We start from the raw sequence: 16,555 nt of genomic DNA, 5'->3' as shown, positions 1-16,555 counted from the left end.
AAAGGCCAAATATAGCAAAACCAGTCAAAGCAACTAATGGGTATTAGGAATGAATATTTTTAGTGCCCAACATTCAATTGGTTTTGAGAATATACCGAGTAATACGTAGAAGTTTACGTAAAACACGGTATGGAATACCGAGAATCAAAATCAGAATTTTGAAAGAAAAAATGCTTTTCAAACCGTCAAAATTCTTTTTGGTCTTTGTAATGCTGATGCTTCTCAGCTCAGTTGTATCGGCTCAAGATGATGTCATTGTTTCAGGGTCCACTATTAATGGTGGAGGTACCTATACCGCTACGAGTACTGTAGATGGCAAGCCGTTTTACACTGGTCCGACTTTTAGTGTTTACAAATATTACATCAGATGGGATTCATCTTCATCTATGTGGGTATTGTATGTGGATATTTTTGGAGGGATTACCTCATATTTCAGTGCGCTTCAAGATACCTCCACACCTCCTGATCTTGGATGGGGGCAAGGAGGTCCTTTGGGTACTTCCAATACCAATATCAGTATTCCTACCTTCTCAGGAGGAGTTACTGCGGTGGTTGACGAAACCGCACCGACCATAGTTAATACCAGTCCCATGTCTGGTGATGTGGATGTGTCTTACGATCAAACCTTCTCTATAGTATTCAGCGAATTGATGAAGAAAGGGAGTGGTAATATCTACTTGCATAAAGCAGATGGTACCCTGCTTCAAACCATAAGTGTTGATTATGGTGTGACCATTGAAGGAAGTACCGCATCATTTAATGTAGCAGCATTAAGTTCCATGGATGATCATTACATACTCATTGATGATGGAGCCTTCCTTGATTTATTTGACAATTCTGTGGGTATAACCAGCGATACGGAATGGACCTTTTCTGCTGATGAGATGACAGTGGTTGCGGCTGGAGCAGGAAATTCAGGCTTCAACGGTACCTACCATGCTTATGGAGTGAGTGCTAACAAACCAGCATTTCAAAATGGTGACTATCGATTGCGTTTTGTCACCAGTAAAAATGCTTGGGTCTTTGATAATACTGCTGATGTGTCAGAAGGTGCCTATCAGTCAGCAGCACCCATAACTGGTAATAATGGACTTCCTTCTGATATTGGTTATGAGCCAACTCCTTATGTAAATGGCTATGGAGCTATAGGACCCGGCCCAACACTAACTGGGGTGGTGGACAATCTGGATCTGGAAATGCGTCTGTCGTACCCCATTGATGATTATGAAGACTTTCCATTAGATGGGGTCATGGAGCTTAAATTCAATCAGGATATTCAACTGGGTGCAGGCAACATCTATATTAGACTAGATAAAGGGACTACTACTTTTGAAACCATCGATGTAGCTACATCGGAAGCAGTTTCTATTTCCGGTCAGTCACTCTTTATTGATCCATCGAGCGATTTCGCTGATGATCAGGAGTATCACATCATTGCGGAAGCAGGTGTAGTTCAGGATTTGTCCGGAAATAACTGGGCAGGAATAAGTAATTGGTATGCCACGAATGGTATTGTGTTTACCGCTCATGATGGTGATATCACCGTAGAAGGGGCAGGATTGCGAGGCATGAATCTGGTCATGTCAGAAAATGGAGGGTTTACTAACGGAAAATTGAGTTATTCTTCAAAGAACACTTCTTATGGAATACATGTGTACTGGAGTGATGAGGTGAGCCCTGCACGCTGGATACTACTTAAGTATGATGTAAGTGGTTATCGAGTATCCTATGTGAACTATAGCGACACTTCATCACCTCCTGATATCGGATGGGAAAGTGAGGGTGTTTCCGAATTAACCCTTCCAACAGTAGCTGGACCAGCTCCAGTACCAACATTGCGTGGAGCCGTATCTGAATATGTTGCGCCAGATGTAACTCCTCCTGGTATTGATGGGTTTTCTCCAATGGACCAGGCCACATTTGTTGCTGCAGATGAAGATCTTGTAATCACCTTTGATGAAGACATAGTGGTTGCTACAGGAAATGTGAGCATTTATAAATCTGGAGGCACGTTGATCGAATCTATTGATGTGACAAGTGGTCAGGTCAGTGTGGATGGCAATCAGTTAACCATAGATCCAACTACTTTCTTTGGGAGTACCGAAGCTTATTACGTGCTAGCTGATGCTGGGATAGTAGCTGATACGAAGGGTAATGCCTTCGCAGGAATCACTGCTGATGACATCTGGACGTTCGAGTCAGGTCCATTGCTGCAAGTGACTAATGCAGGTACTACAGATGTCAATGGACTGTATCAGATGGTTGGTTATGAGTCAGAAAGGCCTCTTTTTGCTATTCTTGGCGCAAATGGCACCTTTGGAAATGGTTTGCAGTGGTGGCCTAATGATGGCGATGGTTATTGGATTCTGTCCAATGATTCCAAATACTATTACCGAAGCAACAAGGACTCTGTAGTAGCTGCTACCCATGACTGGGTGGCCAATTCAGGTGAGAATCCTGGTGCTACCCCAATGCCTGTGCTGATATATGATGAAGCTTTTGAATTTGTAAGGCCTACTTACATCGCCTCCACGTCCGTTGTGAGCCCTACTAATACCCCAATTCTTTCTTTCGAATACACATTTAGTGAGGAAGTGGTTGGATTTACGTCCAGTGATTTATTAGTCGAGAATGGTACAGTGACCGGATTTTCTCAGGTAGGCCTGACCTACACGGTGGAGGTCACTCCTGAACTCTCAGATACTGTAAAGGTCAATTTACAGGGAAGTGTGTCCGACTTAGTCGGTAATCCACTGGAATACCCTTCAGGTAATGATTTTGAGATCGTCTATGATACCGAAGGACCCACTGTAAGTATTAGTAGCACAGAGTCAGGAACTACCAATCTCAACACATTTAGTGTCTACTTTCTATTTAATGAAGCCGTTCAAAACTTTTCGGTGGACTCTGTATTTCTCACTAATGCCTCGGTGGTGACCACTGAACAGGTTAGTGATGATGAAATCAAAGCAGTTATTTCTGTTGGAATTCAGGACTCTATAAAAATAATGCTTCGTGCTGGCGCTGCTGAAGACATGCTTGGTCAGTTGAGTGATGCCTCAGATACCTTGAAGCTACTTTTTGATCCTTTTGCACCATCCAGTTATGTATACGATACCCTGGGAGGTGAAAGTGCCTATGATTTCGAACTGGACGCGGCAGGTAATATCTACATTTCTGGAAATACCAGATCAGTTACCAGCACGGATTTCACCACAGTGAAGTTCAATGCTGACAAGTTGAAGGCATGGTCGAGAATAGAAGGTGGGAGTAGTACCGATGAAGCCTTTAGAGTGTTGCCGGATGCCAATAATGTGTACACTCTTGGAGCCATAACCAATGAAAGCTTACAAAGCGAAGGAACCATCATTAAGTATGATCTCAATGGATTATTTGTGGATAGCGCTAAGTTTAGCAGCAACGCCACCGCGCAAGCAATGCAAACAGATGACTACCTATTTATGTCTTGGGCAAAAGACGGTTCAGGGGTGTATCGTCCGTTAGCGAGAGTGGACAAGTCAGATTTGTCAATCACGTTATCATCCCCAACTTATAGTGCCGCTGGTATGCGAATGATTGCGGTGGATGAAGCGAGCGCACAGGTCTACTACGGTCTCACAGATACTGGAGTCACTCCTCAGGAACTCATAATCGGCAAGCACGGGTTTGATTTATCAGAGTCGTGGACGGTTAATTATGAACCATCATTGGCAGGTGCTACCGTACAATCCATCGCTGTGGATGGTAATGGCGATTTGATTGTTTTTGGTACAGATTACTCCAGTTTGTATTTAGCCAAACTCTCTCAGACAGATGGCTCCCGAACATGGGAAACAACTATTACTCCTCCTAATGCCGGATTTGCGGCGGCTGGTAGGTTAGTGGTCACCGGCACTGACTATTATTTGATTAATTACTTAAATAATGCCTCTGGAGATAATGACGTGACCATCAGTGCATACAATGCTTCTGGAGAAGAACAGTATATGGAGCAGTTCGATATTGGTAGTATCAATGCCTACAATAGTATAAAAGGAGCTGCCATCAATGACATTGGTGAGTTGGTTGTTCTTTCCGATTACAATGATGGCGCCTATAACGTCTATTCAGTTGACAAATTTGCCGTAGCTGATGGCTCCTGGATTAGCAATATCGATACCTATGCAGGTACCTATGAGGTTGGTGCCAATAGCCGAAAGCTCATCTTGGATGGTAGCATGATCTATGTGCTGATGGAGACAGACAAGGGCGGCTACAATTATGTGATGGAAGTTATGAAATATAGAGACGAGGCGATCACTCAGATGATTACTTGGAATGGTTCTGAATGGAGCAATGGAACAGGCCCAGGACCAGCTGACAATGTGATGATCAATAACTCATTGGATATGATGGGTATGGGCAATCTCAATGTAAATGATCTTTCAGTAGCCAGTGGAGCCGAGTTAGTTGTAGATGGAGAGAGCACGCTGATTATTAACGGTGATCTACATGTGATTGGGTCGATGGAGATTGCTTCAGGTTCTTCTTTGATAACAATGGCTGGAGCTAACATAACCGGTGATGTGACTGTCAAAAGAAATACCCGATACGCTGATGGACGTTATTCATTTGTAGGCACACCTATGGAACAGGATTCGCGAAATATCGGATCCATCCTGGGAAATCATGTGTATCAGTACAACGAATCCACAGCATTTGGTGCAGATGGACTGCTCAGATGGGAGGGTGCCGCCTCAGATGTATTGATTCCGGGTAAAGGATATACTCAGGCGAGTCAGCAGGAGATCAGTTTCGTTGGTAAACCAAATGCGGATATAGTTACCTACAGTGGCTCCTATACTCAGGATACGGATGATGGATACGAAGGGTGGAACATGGTTGCCAACCCATATCCTGCAGCCATTGATGCGGTGACATTTTTGGAGGATAACCCCAATACCACTGGTGCTATTTATATGTGGGATGACAATGGTTCAGATCAGGAAAGAGGCTCTAACAGTGATTATATTGTAATTAATGCAGCAGGGAGCACTTCCAATAGTGCAGCCGGTGGTCTGACTAGGTACAACAACCACATCGGTTCTGCTCAGGGATTTTTCGTTCAGTTAAGGGATGGCGAGCCAACTGCTATAACCTTCGATCCTGATCAACGCGTAGTTGGAAATAATGGTGATGATCACTATTTCAGACAGACTTCTCCGCGCCGAGTTAAAATCAACTTAACCGACGATACTGGTTTGTTTAAACAAACAATGGTCGCTTGGAATGAGGAACTCAATGTCCATACGATCAACCCTATGTATGATGCTCCCATGTTTGATGGCCATGCGCCAGATGCTATATACACTTTAAAAAACGATCAGGAACTGGCCATTCAGACTATCAATAGAAGCGTGGAGCGATTATCCCTTGGGCTGAACCTGCAGGAATCAGGAGTGTATAGGATAGCGTCTGATAATACCGAATATGATGGTGTGTTGCTGCTGCATGATAAGCACAATGGAGAAATTATTGACCTGAGTCAGCAAACCTATTCTTTTAATGCTACTTCAGGGCAAATCACAGACAGGTTTATGCTGATAACGAGTGCTTCGGTTTTAAATGAAATAGCTGGGAAAACGCACATCTACGCAGCTGATCGAGTGTTATACATCAATCACCAGAAGGAGAAGGGTAAGAAAACCTATCGAATCTACAACACCTCAGGCCAGTTAAAGACTGAAGTGGATGTTATTGGGAGCAGGCAGATTGATCTGGGCTATTTTCCATCGGGTGTATATATCGTCACAGATGGTGTGCATTCACACAAATTCCTTTTGAATTAGTATGAATGATTTTGAGTTCGTTTGAACTGAAATCGGTGATTACCAAACAGTAATAATAAAATTTACACGAAATGAAAGATATCCTATATAAATGCATATTAGCCGCATCAGCTCTAATACTTGTTTTACCAGCGTTGGCTCAACCGGGAGCTCCACCAGCTACTCCAATTGACGGAGGGCTTAGCCTTCTGCTACTTGCAGGCGGCGCATATGGTGCCAAGAAAATTTATAATCACAAGAAACCTTGACGGGGCAGAAGCAGAAAATGGGCGACCCAATCTCGGGTTGCCTGTTTTTTTAATCAATCATCATTGTCAAGTGGAACCTCATAGGGATAACTAAACAAGTGATTGTTTTTGATAGCTTCGGCTACTTTATTAGGGACAAACTCTTCCCAGCCAACTTCTCCTCGTTGGATCATTTCCAATACGTCATCCGAGATGATGTGCAGGTTTTCTGTTTTAGCTCCATCAATATCCTGGATCTTGTCATTATCCAGTAAGTAGTTGAAGAGGTTCTTTAAATGCGGTTCTGGTTCGAACGTCTTGGAGGTTTGGATCTGCTCTGAGTTGGTCTTGTAGGTTGGATAGATGAACAACTTGACATTACTGCCAAACAGTCTGCTGAATGACTCTAATATTCCTCCATTGAGGTTTTCGTAGTATGATTCATCAAATATCCTCACCAGGTTGTAATAACCAAGCACGATACCAAGTTTGCGATGCCTGGTAAATTGTGACAGGTAGCTAGCCAACTTATAGTGCTCCTGGTAATTGGAGATCAATACGTTCTGACCCAGGGAGCAAAGCAAATCCACGCGATCTAGGAAATCCGTCTCATCTACCTCGCCTTCGAGGGTGAGGTCGTTGAGGGTTAGCTCCACAATAGGAGTGATGTTCTGGATCTCCACATCCGATTCCTTGCGGAAAGCACGCATACCCGTTATCATCATGTCCACGTTTACATGAGTGACCGGGCGAAATCTTCCTCGTAAGACAAAAATGTTTTTCTTGTAAAGTGCCGCAGAAGGCTGAAGCACATTGCCTTTCGGACCGAACATGGCTGCATGAGTCAAGCCATTTTTTACCAGTTTCAAACTCATCAGACGGTTGTCCACATGATGAAAGTCCGGTCCTTCTATTCGAAACATATCGATCTCAAGTCGTGATCGGTGTATATTATCAGTGAGTGAATTGAGGATTTCTTCTGGTTCAGTAAAGTTGTAGCATGCATGTAGCAGATTAACACCAACCATACCTAAGACCTGCTGCTGCCACAGTGGATCATTATCTTTTAAAATCACATGAATCACACAGTCGTTTGGATCAGAGTTGGGGTGCTTCTGAAAGCGCAATCCAATCCAGCCATGACCCTGATTGGTTCGTTTGAAATTTAAAGTCTCAACCGTGTTAGCGAAAGCAAAAAAGTGAGATCGTTTCGCCCGATTGGTCAATCGCTGGGCCAGCAGGGAGTACTCCCGATCGAGCATTTTCATCAGCTTGTCTTCACAGACATACCGGACACTCTTACCATAGATGGCATCACTAAAAGTCATGTCATAAGCAGACATGGTCTTGGCGATGGTGCCAGATGCCGCTCCAGCTTTAAAGAAATAGTCGGCTACTTCCTGGCCACCCCCAATCTCTGCGATGGTTCCGTAGATCTTGTCATCAAGGTTGAGTGAAAGTGCCTTTTCTTTGGTGGTGAGTGTTTTGAATGATTCCATTAAGGATGATTGCCTTCGTTTGAACGTTAAATTTATGCCATACCTACGTCAAATTAAACGGATAAGCTGCATAAATAAAAAAGCCGGCAGGGCCGGCTTTTGTTTCAGAAATCAGTAAAAGGTAATTAATTGTAAAGACTGTAAGGAAACTTATTTTCTGCTACCATTTTCGCAGCAATTGATCTTCTAAGCTCCTTGGTATTGACAGGATTAAATTTGGTGAATCGCTTCATTCCCATCAACATTACTTTTAGTTCATCTCCTTCGGTGAAGCAGGCCACCGCCTCATCTCCATGATTCTTTATTTTTTGAACAGCCTCGTGCATGTACAGTTTGGTCAGATCTACATAGAGCTTGGCACCATCTTCCCCATACAGGCCAATCAGCTTCTCGGTTCTTAAAATACTGGACTCCAATGCGTAGATCTCGATGAGCATGTCCGCAATGTGCATCAGTATTTCCTGCTCGTCATTCAGCTTTGGTCCAAATGTTTCAGCGGCTTTACCAGCGACCATCAATGCTGACTTTTTCAGTTTCTTCAAAACGTCTTTCTCCTCTGCCATTGGCTCGCTTAGATCAGGCATATCGAATGAAGGCACAGAAGTGAGTTCTTTAGCTACAGACATTGCAGGTCCCAGAAGGTCAATTTCCCCTTTCATGGCACGCTTAAACATCATACCTACCAGCAACATGCGATTGATCTCGTTGGTGCCTTCATAGATACGAGTGATCCTGGCATCTCTGTATGCTCTGGCCATTGGCGCTTCTTCGGAGAATCCCATTCCACCATATACCTGCACTCCTTCATCCACGCAGTAGTCCAGTGCTTCTGATCCGTGAATCTTGATGATTGCACATTCTATTGAGAACTGCTCCAATGCTTTCAGTTTGGCTTTGCTAGGCTCCATTCCTTCTTCAATCAATGACTGAATCCGGTCATCTATGTTTTGTCCTGCTCGGTAAGAAGCAGATTCAATGGCATAGGTCTTGGCAGCCATATTGGCTAGTTTGGTTTGGATGGCTCCAAAACTAGAAATGGAAACACCAAATTGCTTACGCTCATTGGCATAGTTAGTAGCCTGTGATGCGATTGATTTACATCCATTGATTACACCACATCCCAGCTTGATTCGACCTACGTTCAATACATTTACGGCAATCTTGAACCCATTTTCACGCTCGGAAAGCATGTTTTCCACAGGTACCTGGCAGTCATTGAAGAATACCTGGCGAGTAGAGGAGCCTTTGATACCTAGTTTACGCTCTTCGTCGTTCATGGTGATGCCGCCATATTCTTTTTCTACGATAAAGGCTGTCAGGTTCTTATCATCATCGATTTTGGCAAAGACGATGAACAGATCTGCGAATCCCGCATTGGAGATCCACATTTTCTGCCCATTGATGATGTAGTGCTTTCCGTCATCAGAAAGCTTGGCTTTGGTCTTGCCAGAATTGGCATCCGAACCAGCATCTGGCTCCGTCAGACAGTAGCAAGCTTTCCATTCTCCTGAGGCTAACTTTGGTAAATATTTTTGTTTCTGCTCTTCGGTACCATAGTAAAGGATAGGGAGGGTACCTATACCTGTATGAGCTCCGTAGGCCGTAGAAAACGAACCAGACGCGGCAATGATGTCAGCCATGAGCATGCCAGTGTTGAAGCTCATGCCCATGCCTCCATACTCTTCGGGTACCGAAATACCCAATAGGCCAAGCTCTCCAGCCTTTTCCATTAGTGAAGGCATCAAGCCTGCTTCCATGCTATCGATGCGATCCACGTTCGGGGTGATCTCTTTATCAATGAAATCTTGCGTGGCTGCTGCCATCATTTTCTGTTCTTCTGAAAATTCTTCCGGGATAAAGATTTCGTGAGCTTCGGTTTCTCTGACGATGTATTCACCGCCTTTGATAGCTGATTTTTGTGCTACTGATTCCATTTCTACTTCAATGATTTATGTAATGAGTTAATTTGTTATGCATGCATACTATCTCAAATATAGAAAAAAATGTTATGCATGCATAATAAATACAATAATTATGGTAAAATTTTCTGGATAGACCATAGACGATTTTGAGAATCCTTCAAACAAGTAAATAATCAGTCAAAATAATGGTGTTTATCAGTGCACAATTCAGGTGGGTGACTACATTTGCGGCGACCTGGCCAAAGACATTTTCAAACATCTCAATTAAATGAATTTTGTCTATGGACGCTATCTCTATTATGCTGCTGGTGGTATTTATAAACGCCATTATAGCCATTGCCTTCGAACACTCTCTTGGTATTAACAAAAGCTGGATAGCCCTTTTTTCGGGTACTACTATGTGGATGATCGTAGCATTCGCTACAAGTAAAGAGGAAATCCACGAATCATTAGTGGAGGGGTCCGCTGAAATCTTCGAATTGATCGTCTTTCTGATTGGGGCAATGACCATTGTGGAGATGATGGGACATTTCAGATTTTTCAATTGGCTGGAAAACAAGATGTCCGAACTCAACATCTCTAATACCAAACTCTTCTGGCTACTTGGAGCAACCACTTTTTGTGCTTCTGCCGTATTGGATAACCTAACCACTACTTTGGTCATGCTTCAGGTAGGTAGGCATCTCTACCTTAGAAAAGAGAACTTCAACATTTTTGCCATCAATACCATCATCGCAGCCAATGCGGGTGGAGCTATGTCGCCTGTAGGTGATGTGACCACCATTATGATTTGGTTAGCCGAGAAATTCACCGCCTGGCAGGTTTTGTATTCTGGTTTGTTGCCAGCTCTAGTCGCCTGGGTAGTACCACAGTATTTACTCACTCGACAGATAGTGCGGGAAAACAGAGAAGGCAGAGGATCTGAGGATGTGCTGCCTTTACAATGGAACATTATCGCACTTGGGTTTATGACTTTCGGATTTGCTGTCCTGGTCAACTTACTCAATCTGCCACCATTTTTTGGGATTCTTTTTGGGCTTGGTACTGCTGCAATTGTGATTGACTATCGCATGAAGCGCGGTAAGCTGAAGAAGAAGAGCAATAAAATTGTGAATGTGATCAAGACAATTGACATGTCAACTATTATATTCTTCATAGGCATCCTGTTAGCAGTCAATGCGCTTAGTTTTTATGGTATTTTGGATCAGTTTGCTCACCTCATTTTTGGCAATAACCCTGGTACTGATGAATCCGCCTTGATATTTGGCCACTCTCTGTTGGGAATGATCTCTTCTATTTTTGATAATGTGCCTCTTACTGCCGCTGTGATCGATATGCTTCCGGGAGATATTCACTATCAGTACTGGGTGTTGCTGGCTATTACTGCAGGTACTGGGGGCAGTATACTTGTGATTGGTTCGGCTGCCGGAGTTGCCGCAATGGGTCAGGTGTCCGAGCTTTCAGTGAAGTACTATGTCAAAAAGGGCAGTTTGCCGGCACTGCTAGGATACATTGGCGCTGTAGGTATCTGGTATTTACAGCTCATTCTTTTTTAGTTGCGATTTAGCAAGTCTCATACTGGCTACTATTGGTAAGGAGGGTTAATAGGAAACTCCTCTTTATATACTCGAATCAAATAACCAGAACAAGAATCGAACTGGCTGTAGATACTAGTTTGATTCGAGTAAACCAATCTATACAATATGAGAAAATCAATACTCACATTAGCAACACTTGGGCTTTTTTACACAGGTTTTTCACAGACTTTTTTTAATCAACAAGCCTTAAAGGGAGTAGCCCCATCCCGTCAAACAGAGGATTATTTCGGGTTTGTTTCGCGTATTTCAGGTGATTATATCATTGTGGGAGCGGGGTATGAAGATGAAGATGTATCTGAAGGGAATACTCTGGCAGAGTCTGGTTCGGCCTATATATTCGAACGAAGTAGTAGTGGTTGGAGCTATGCTCAAAAGCTGGTAGCATCTGATCGTTCCACAGATGATTACTTTGGCTATGGAGCGTCCATATCAGGAAGTACAGCAATTGTGGGGGCCAGTTTTCATGAGTTGGATGAGGACGGAGCTAATCTAACTGCTGGGGCTGGTGCAGTTTATGTCTACGAACGTGAGGCTAATGGCACATGGACAGAAACTCAGAAGTTGGTAGCATCTGACCGTTCAGAATATGATGAATTCGGGATATCAGTAGATATATCTGGTGACTATGCGATTATTGGAGCCTATGGAACTAACAATTATGCTGGGGCCGCTTATATTTTCGAAAGAGATGTTAATGGAGATTGGATTGAAGTAGACAAGCTGGAAGCCAGTGATGCTTCCGAAGATGACGTATTTGGAGAATTTGTAGCCATATCTGGAGATTACGCCATCGTGGCGGCATATGCTGACGAGAGTTATACTGGTGCGGCTTACATTTTTGAAAGAGATGGTGATGGTAACTGGACTGAGAAGCAAAAGCTGGTAGCCTCAGATGGAGGTACAGACGATACATTCGGTGGGTCCGTAGATATTTCTGGTGATTATGCAATCGTCGGTGCTTATGCAGAAGATGAGGATGAATCCGGGTCCAATACGAAATCAGATGCTGGCTCGGCTTATGTGTTTGAGCGTGATGCCGATGGTGACTGGAGCGAGGTACAAAAGCTGGTTGCTTCTGATCGGAATAATTTGGATCAGTTTGGCATATCGGTAACTGTATCTGGAGACTATGCCGTTGTGGGAGCACATCAGGAGGATGAATGGGCGGATGGAACCGATACTCAGGGTAATGCCGGGTCAGCTTATGTTTTTAAGCGAAGTAGCGCTGGAGTTTGGAGTGAAAAAGAGAAACTAGTGACCTATGACCGGGAGGCTCAGGATAAGTTCGGGACCTCAGTGGCTTTGGACGAGGGGTTTCTGGTGGTAGGTGCCCAGGGTGAATCCTTTGATACAGATACAGATGCTGGTGCGATCTACATTTTTGAAGGGCTCATTACCTGGAAAGGTAACTCAGGTACCGATTGGGACAATGCGAACAACTGGGAAGATAAGGTTCTACCCACGGGCAGCTACAATGTAAGCATACCGGATGTGACCAATCAGCCGTTCATAAGCGAAGCACATTCTGTCAATAATATTGAACTGGAAAGCAACGCAATCCTCACTGTAGGTACAGAAGGTTCTTTGATCTTAATGGGTACGGCTTCTGGAGACGGACAAGTCATTGTTCAGAAAAATGTCTTAGGTGGAGATGGTTCTGCTAATTCGGGTGGATACAACATTATCAGTTCGCCGTTTAGCGATGCTACGGTAGCTTCTTTGGATGGACCAAATCTGGTCTATGCATTTGATGGAGCAAACTATCAAAACATGACTTCCAACACATCAGCCAGTCTCAACCCGGGGCAAGGGTATTTTGTCGCCTATGATCAAGTAGACCCTGTGATGGAAATCGAGGGCATGCTGAACAGCGGTGATGTATCAATAGGACTTACCTATAGTGATGATTCTGATGATGAGAATGACTATAATCTGGTAGGTAACCCATATGCAGCTTCTATATCACACTCAGAGTGGGTGGCCAATAATGGACCAGCCGGACTTGGTGCAGTAGATGGAGCGGTCTATTTCTGGGATGACGGAGGCAGCAATCTGGGAGATGGCACCAGAGATGGCATCTACCAGACATTTGATGCTGATGGAGATGCAAGTACGGGCACGACGGCAAGTTTTGATGGCTATATTCGATCTGGACAGGGATTTTATGTACGGGCATTGACAAGTGCTGATGTACAGTTCACACCAGCTATGCAGGTGAAGGTGGCTGATTCCAATGATGAAGGTGGCTTTTTTAGAACACAGCCTAAACAGCAGTTGAGGGTAGCACTTTCTAATGGTCAATCAACCGATGAAACGCTCATCAAGTTTAGAGAAGGAGCTACAGCAGGTCGGGAACTTGGATATGATGTGAACAAACTAATGAACCCGTCCATTTCCTTGTATTCCATGATGGAAGGAAATGAACTGGCGATACAGTCTCTACCAGTCTATGCTGATCAGACTATCGAAATTGATCTTGGGTTTTCTGTTGCCGAACCCGGATTATTTTCCCTATCTCTTGCTGATATGGAGGGTATTGGCGATCAATCCGTTCATCTTAGAGATAATTTGACCAATGAGGTGTATAGTTTAAGTCAGCACTCGGCTATTGAGGTAGTTGTCAATGAGTTGGCGAGCACCAATCGGTTTACATTAATTCTTGGATTTAAAGAACTCTTGCATGCAGAACCTCGGTTCGGTGGCATATCCGTTTTTGGCAATCCTGCTCGTCTCACGCTGAACTACCCAGGAGCTTCTGATAGCGAATGCGTAATCATATATGATCTCGATGGCAGAGTAATCTATGAGGACGTCCTATCCTTTGTTCAGGGGAGAGCTTCATTGCAAGCAAATCTAAAAACCAAAAAAATATACGTGATCAAGGCAGGTAGCGAATCTGCCAAGTTCATATTGAAATAATAACTCTAAAAGCACTTTTTCACTTAACAAATCAACTAATGAATACTCTATATAAATCACTTCTTGTACTAGGTGCCATTCTATCCGTCACTGCTGTGATGGCTCAGCCGTCTGCACCACCAGCTACTCCTATTGATGGAGGACTCGGCTTATTACTTGCCGGAGGTGCGGCTTATGGAATCAAGAAATTAAAGGAAAAAAAAGACAAGTAGCTTATATTCAAAGATTGCTAGAGTCACAGGGAAGGCACGTTGGTAGATTTTTGATCATCTTCAAACGTGCTTTTTTCACATAAAGAACCACGTACTTACAATTCATCCTCTTTCTTCTACAGTTCAGTCAATGATTATTTAAAAATGTAGCAACGGGTTTCACTTTTGGGTCAACCAAAACGAACCAAACCATGCGTTACATTTTTCTGATTCAAATCCTACTACTAGTCAACCTCTCTGTGGCTCAAAGCCTGGTGACTGGTCACATCACAGACCCTAATGGAGAAGAACTCATCGGAGCAAATGTCTACCTGAAAGACACCTACGATGGTGGCACTTCTGATTTTGATGGCAACTTCCGGTTTGAGACCTATGAGGAAGGCGACCAGAGACTGGTGGTTTCTTTTGTAGGTTATGAACCATTTGAGCAGTTGATTCATGTTGGTGAGTCAGAAGGAATACAAATCGTGCTGAAGGAGGCTTTCAGCAGCATAGAAGCCGTTACCATCACGGCTGGTTCCTTTGAAGCCAGTGACAAGAAAAAAGCGGTAGTGCTGAAGAGTCTGGATATTGCTACTACAGCCGGAGCCACCGCGGACATTACGGGTGCACTCAATACCCTTCCGGGCACACAGAAGGTGGGTGAATCTGGTCGGTTGTTTGTCAGAGGAGGCACGGCCAATGAAACCCGAATTTACATTGATGGGGTAGAGGCTGCCAACTATTATGGAGCTTCAGCCAATGGCATTCCTACCAGAAGTCGCTTCTCACCATTCCTGTTCAAAGGCACTTTTTTTAGTACTGGTGGGTACTCTGCTGAGTATGGTCAGGCACTTTCATCTGCCTTGATTTTGAATACGCTGGACGTGGACCCTGAAAACAAAATTGATTTGTCACTGATGTCTGTGGGTGTGGATGCGGGTGTTACACGCTCATGGAATGATCAGTCGATATATACCAAAGTCGGTTATTTAAACCTGAATCCATACAACCAAGCAATTGATCAACGAGTGAAATGGATAGATGGTACAGTGAGCTGGGATGGCACCATGGCTTACAAAAAGAAGCTGGATAATGGTGGTATGTGGAAAGTGATGGGCATGATCAATACGACCGATTTTCATCTACATGAACAGACCAAATTGAATGCTCATGGCTATAACGATATCAGCATTCAAAACACTAATGCATTTGCTACATCCAGTCTCAATGTGCCAGTAGGTGAGACGGACAATTTCTACGTTGGTGTTTCATCTGCATGGAACAGGGATGAGGTTGGGTATAATGAAAACGGCATTTCCAACCCGGACTTCAATTTCCATTTCAAAACAAAGTATAACCATGAGTTTACTTCTAAGCTCATCCTAAATACGGGTACGGAAGTATTTTATGAGTCTGTGGAACAGCAACTTGAGAATGAATTGGATACACTTCATCAGGAGTTTCAAAACATCAATGCTGCATACTATGCAGAGATGGACCATTATTTATCTGAGAATCTGGTGCTGCGCTATGGAGGTCGGATGTCACATCAGTCGGCACTGAAATCCACCACGCTGGAACCACGCTTTTCCATGGCTTATCAGCTGAGTGAGTACAGTCAATTCTCACTAGCTAGTGGTCAATTCTATCAGAAACCAAATCAGGATTACCTGTTGGTAACGGATCAATTAAAGCAGGAGCGAGCGCAACACTACATTCTTAACTTCCAACGAATTAAGGAAAATCAGGTATTCAGAATAGAAACTTATCTCAAGGACTATGATCATTTGGTACGCTTTACTGACCAGTACACACCGGAATCATTCACGAACGATGGCGAGGGATACGCCTATGGAGTGGACCTCTTTTGGAGAGATCGGGGAGGTATCAGAAATCTGGATTATTGGGTATCCTATTCTTACTTAAAGAGCGAACGTTACTTTCAAAACTATCCAACAAAGTCTGTACCCTCGTTTGCCACTGCTCACAATGCCTCTTTTGTCATTAAAAAGTTTGTGCCAGCAATCAAATCACAGCTTGGAGCCACCTACTCGGTTACCTCTGGAAGACCTTATGAAAACCCCAATCGTGAAGGGTTCAATGAAAGTAGGACCAGAGTTTACCAGGATTTGAGTTTCAATATGGCTTATCTGCCTACTCCCGAGCTGATCATTTATTTCTCTGCTACCAACCTTTTGGGACAGGACCAGGTATTTGGCTATCGATACGCCAATACGCCAGATGAGGCTGGTTCATTTCAATCAGAAGCTATTCGGTTGCCAGCCAAACGCTTCGTATTCATAGGCTGCTTCCTTACGATCGGTGCATTCAACAAACAAATAGAAAATCTTTAATCAAAAACGAAAAT

8 protein-coding genes are annotated in these 16,555 nt (G+C 43.7%); 6 read left to right on the top strand and 2 right to left on the bottom strand.

All coding sequences use genetic code 11. The features are described 5' to 3' along the window. Positions 1–158: 158 nt before the first annotated feature. Positions 159–5,828, top strand: coding sequence for an Ig-like domain-containing protein (locus ACO067_RS24210; RefSeq protein WP_421879632.1), 5,670 nt, complete (start codon positions 159–161; stop codon positions 5,826–5,828). 71 nt (positions 5,829–5,899) lie between these two features. Then, positions 5,900–6,076 (top strand): PID-CTERM protein-sorting domain-containing protein, encoded by a 177-nt coding sequence (locus ACO067_RS24205; protein WP_421879629.1) that lies wholly within the window; start codon positions 5,900–5,902, stop codon positions 6,074–6,076. Positions 6,077–6,129: 53 nt separating this feature from the next. On the opposite strand, the gene ACO067_RS24200 is transcribed toward ACO067_RS24205, so the two are convergent. Together ACO067_RS24200 and ACO067_RS24195 are read right to left on the bottom strand one after the other, a co-directional pair. Continuing rightward, positions 6,130–7,554, bottom strand: coding sequence for a TonB-dependent receptor (locus tag ACO067_RS24200; RefSeq protein WP_421879626.1), 1,425 nt, complete (start codon positions 7,552–7,554; stop codon positions 6,130–6,132). A gap of 125 nt (positions 7,555–7,679) precedes the next feature. Next, positions 7,680–9,488 carry an acyl-CoA dehydrogenase family protein gene (locus tag ACO067_RS24195; RefSeq protein WP_421879623.1) on the bottom strand — a complete coding sequence of 603 codons (1,809 nt, stop codon included), beginning with the start codon at positions 9,486–9,488 and terminating at the stop codon, positions 7,680–7,682. Between the two features lie 269 nt (positions 9,489–9,757). Between ACO067_RS24195 and nhaD the strand changes: the two genes are divergently transcribed. From nhaD to ACO067_RS24175, 4 genes are all read left to right on the top strand, one after another. Next, complete coding sequence (gene nhaD / locus ACO067_RS24190) at positions 9,758–11,032, top strand: sodium:proton antiporter NhaD (protein WP_421879620.1); 1,275 nt, start codon at positions 9,758–9,760, stop codon at positions 11,030–11,032. A 147-nt stretch (positions 11,033–11,179) separates the two neighbouring features. After that, positions 11,180–13,993, top strand: coding sequence for a hypothetical protein (locus tag ACO067_RS24185; protein ID WP_421879618.1), 2,814 nt, complete (start codon positions 11,180–11,182; stop codon positions 13,991–13,993). A 38-nt stretch (positions 13,994–14,031) separates the two neighbouring features. After that, positions 14,032–14,205 (top strand): PID-CTERM protein-sorting domain-containing protein, encoded by a 174-nt coding sequence (locus tag ACO067_RS24180; protein WP_421879615.1) that lies wholly within the window; start codon positions 14,032–14,034, stop codon positions 14,203–14,205. Positions 14,206–14,396: 191 nt separating this feature from the next. Next, a complete protein-coding gene (locus ACO067_RS24175; RefSeq protein WP_421879612.1) occupies positions 14,397–16,541 on the top strand; it encodes a TonB-dependent receptor in 2,145 nt (714 codons plus the stop codon). Positions 16,542–16,555: the final 14 nt, after the last annotated feature.

This window comes from Marinoscillum sp. (assembly GCF_965229915.1).
Lineage (GTDB): Bacteria > Bacteroidota > Bacteroidia > Cytophagales > Cyclobacteriaceae > Marinoscillum.
Note: the sequence above shows the minus strand (reverse complement) of the source record. Positions and strands in the feature narration are given on the sequence as shown.

Coding starts and splice junctions, on each gene's coding strand:
- ACO067_RS24175 (WP_421879612.1), top strand. CDS start 14,397: ATGCGTTACATTTTTCTGATTCAAATCCTACTACTAGTCAACCTCTCT.
- ACO067_RS24200 (WP_421879626.1), bottom strand. CDS start 7,554: ATGGAATCATTCAAAACACTCACCACCAAAGAAAAGGCACTTTCACTC.
- ACO067_RS24185 (WP_421879618.1), top strand. CDS start 11,180: ATGAGAAAATCAATACTCACATTAGCAACACTTGGGCTTTTTTACACA.
- ACO067_RS24195 (WP_421879623.1), bottom strand. CDS start 9,488: ATGGAATCAGTAGCACAAAAATCAGCTATCAAAGGCGGTGAATACATC.
- ACO067_RS24180 (WP_421879615.1), top strand. CDS start 14,032: ATGAATACTCTATATAAATCACTTCTTGTACTAGGTGCCATTCTATCC.
- ACO067_RS24205 (WP_421879629.1), top strand. CDS start 5,900: ATGAAAGATATCCTATATAAATGCATATTAGCCGCATCAGCTCTAATA.
- nhaD (WP_421879620.1), top strand. CDS start 9,758: ATGGACGCTATCTCTATTATGCTGCTGGTGGTATTTATAAACGCCATT.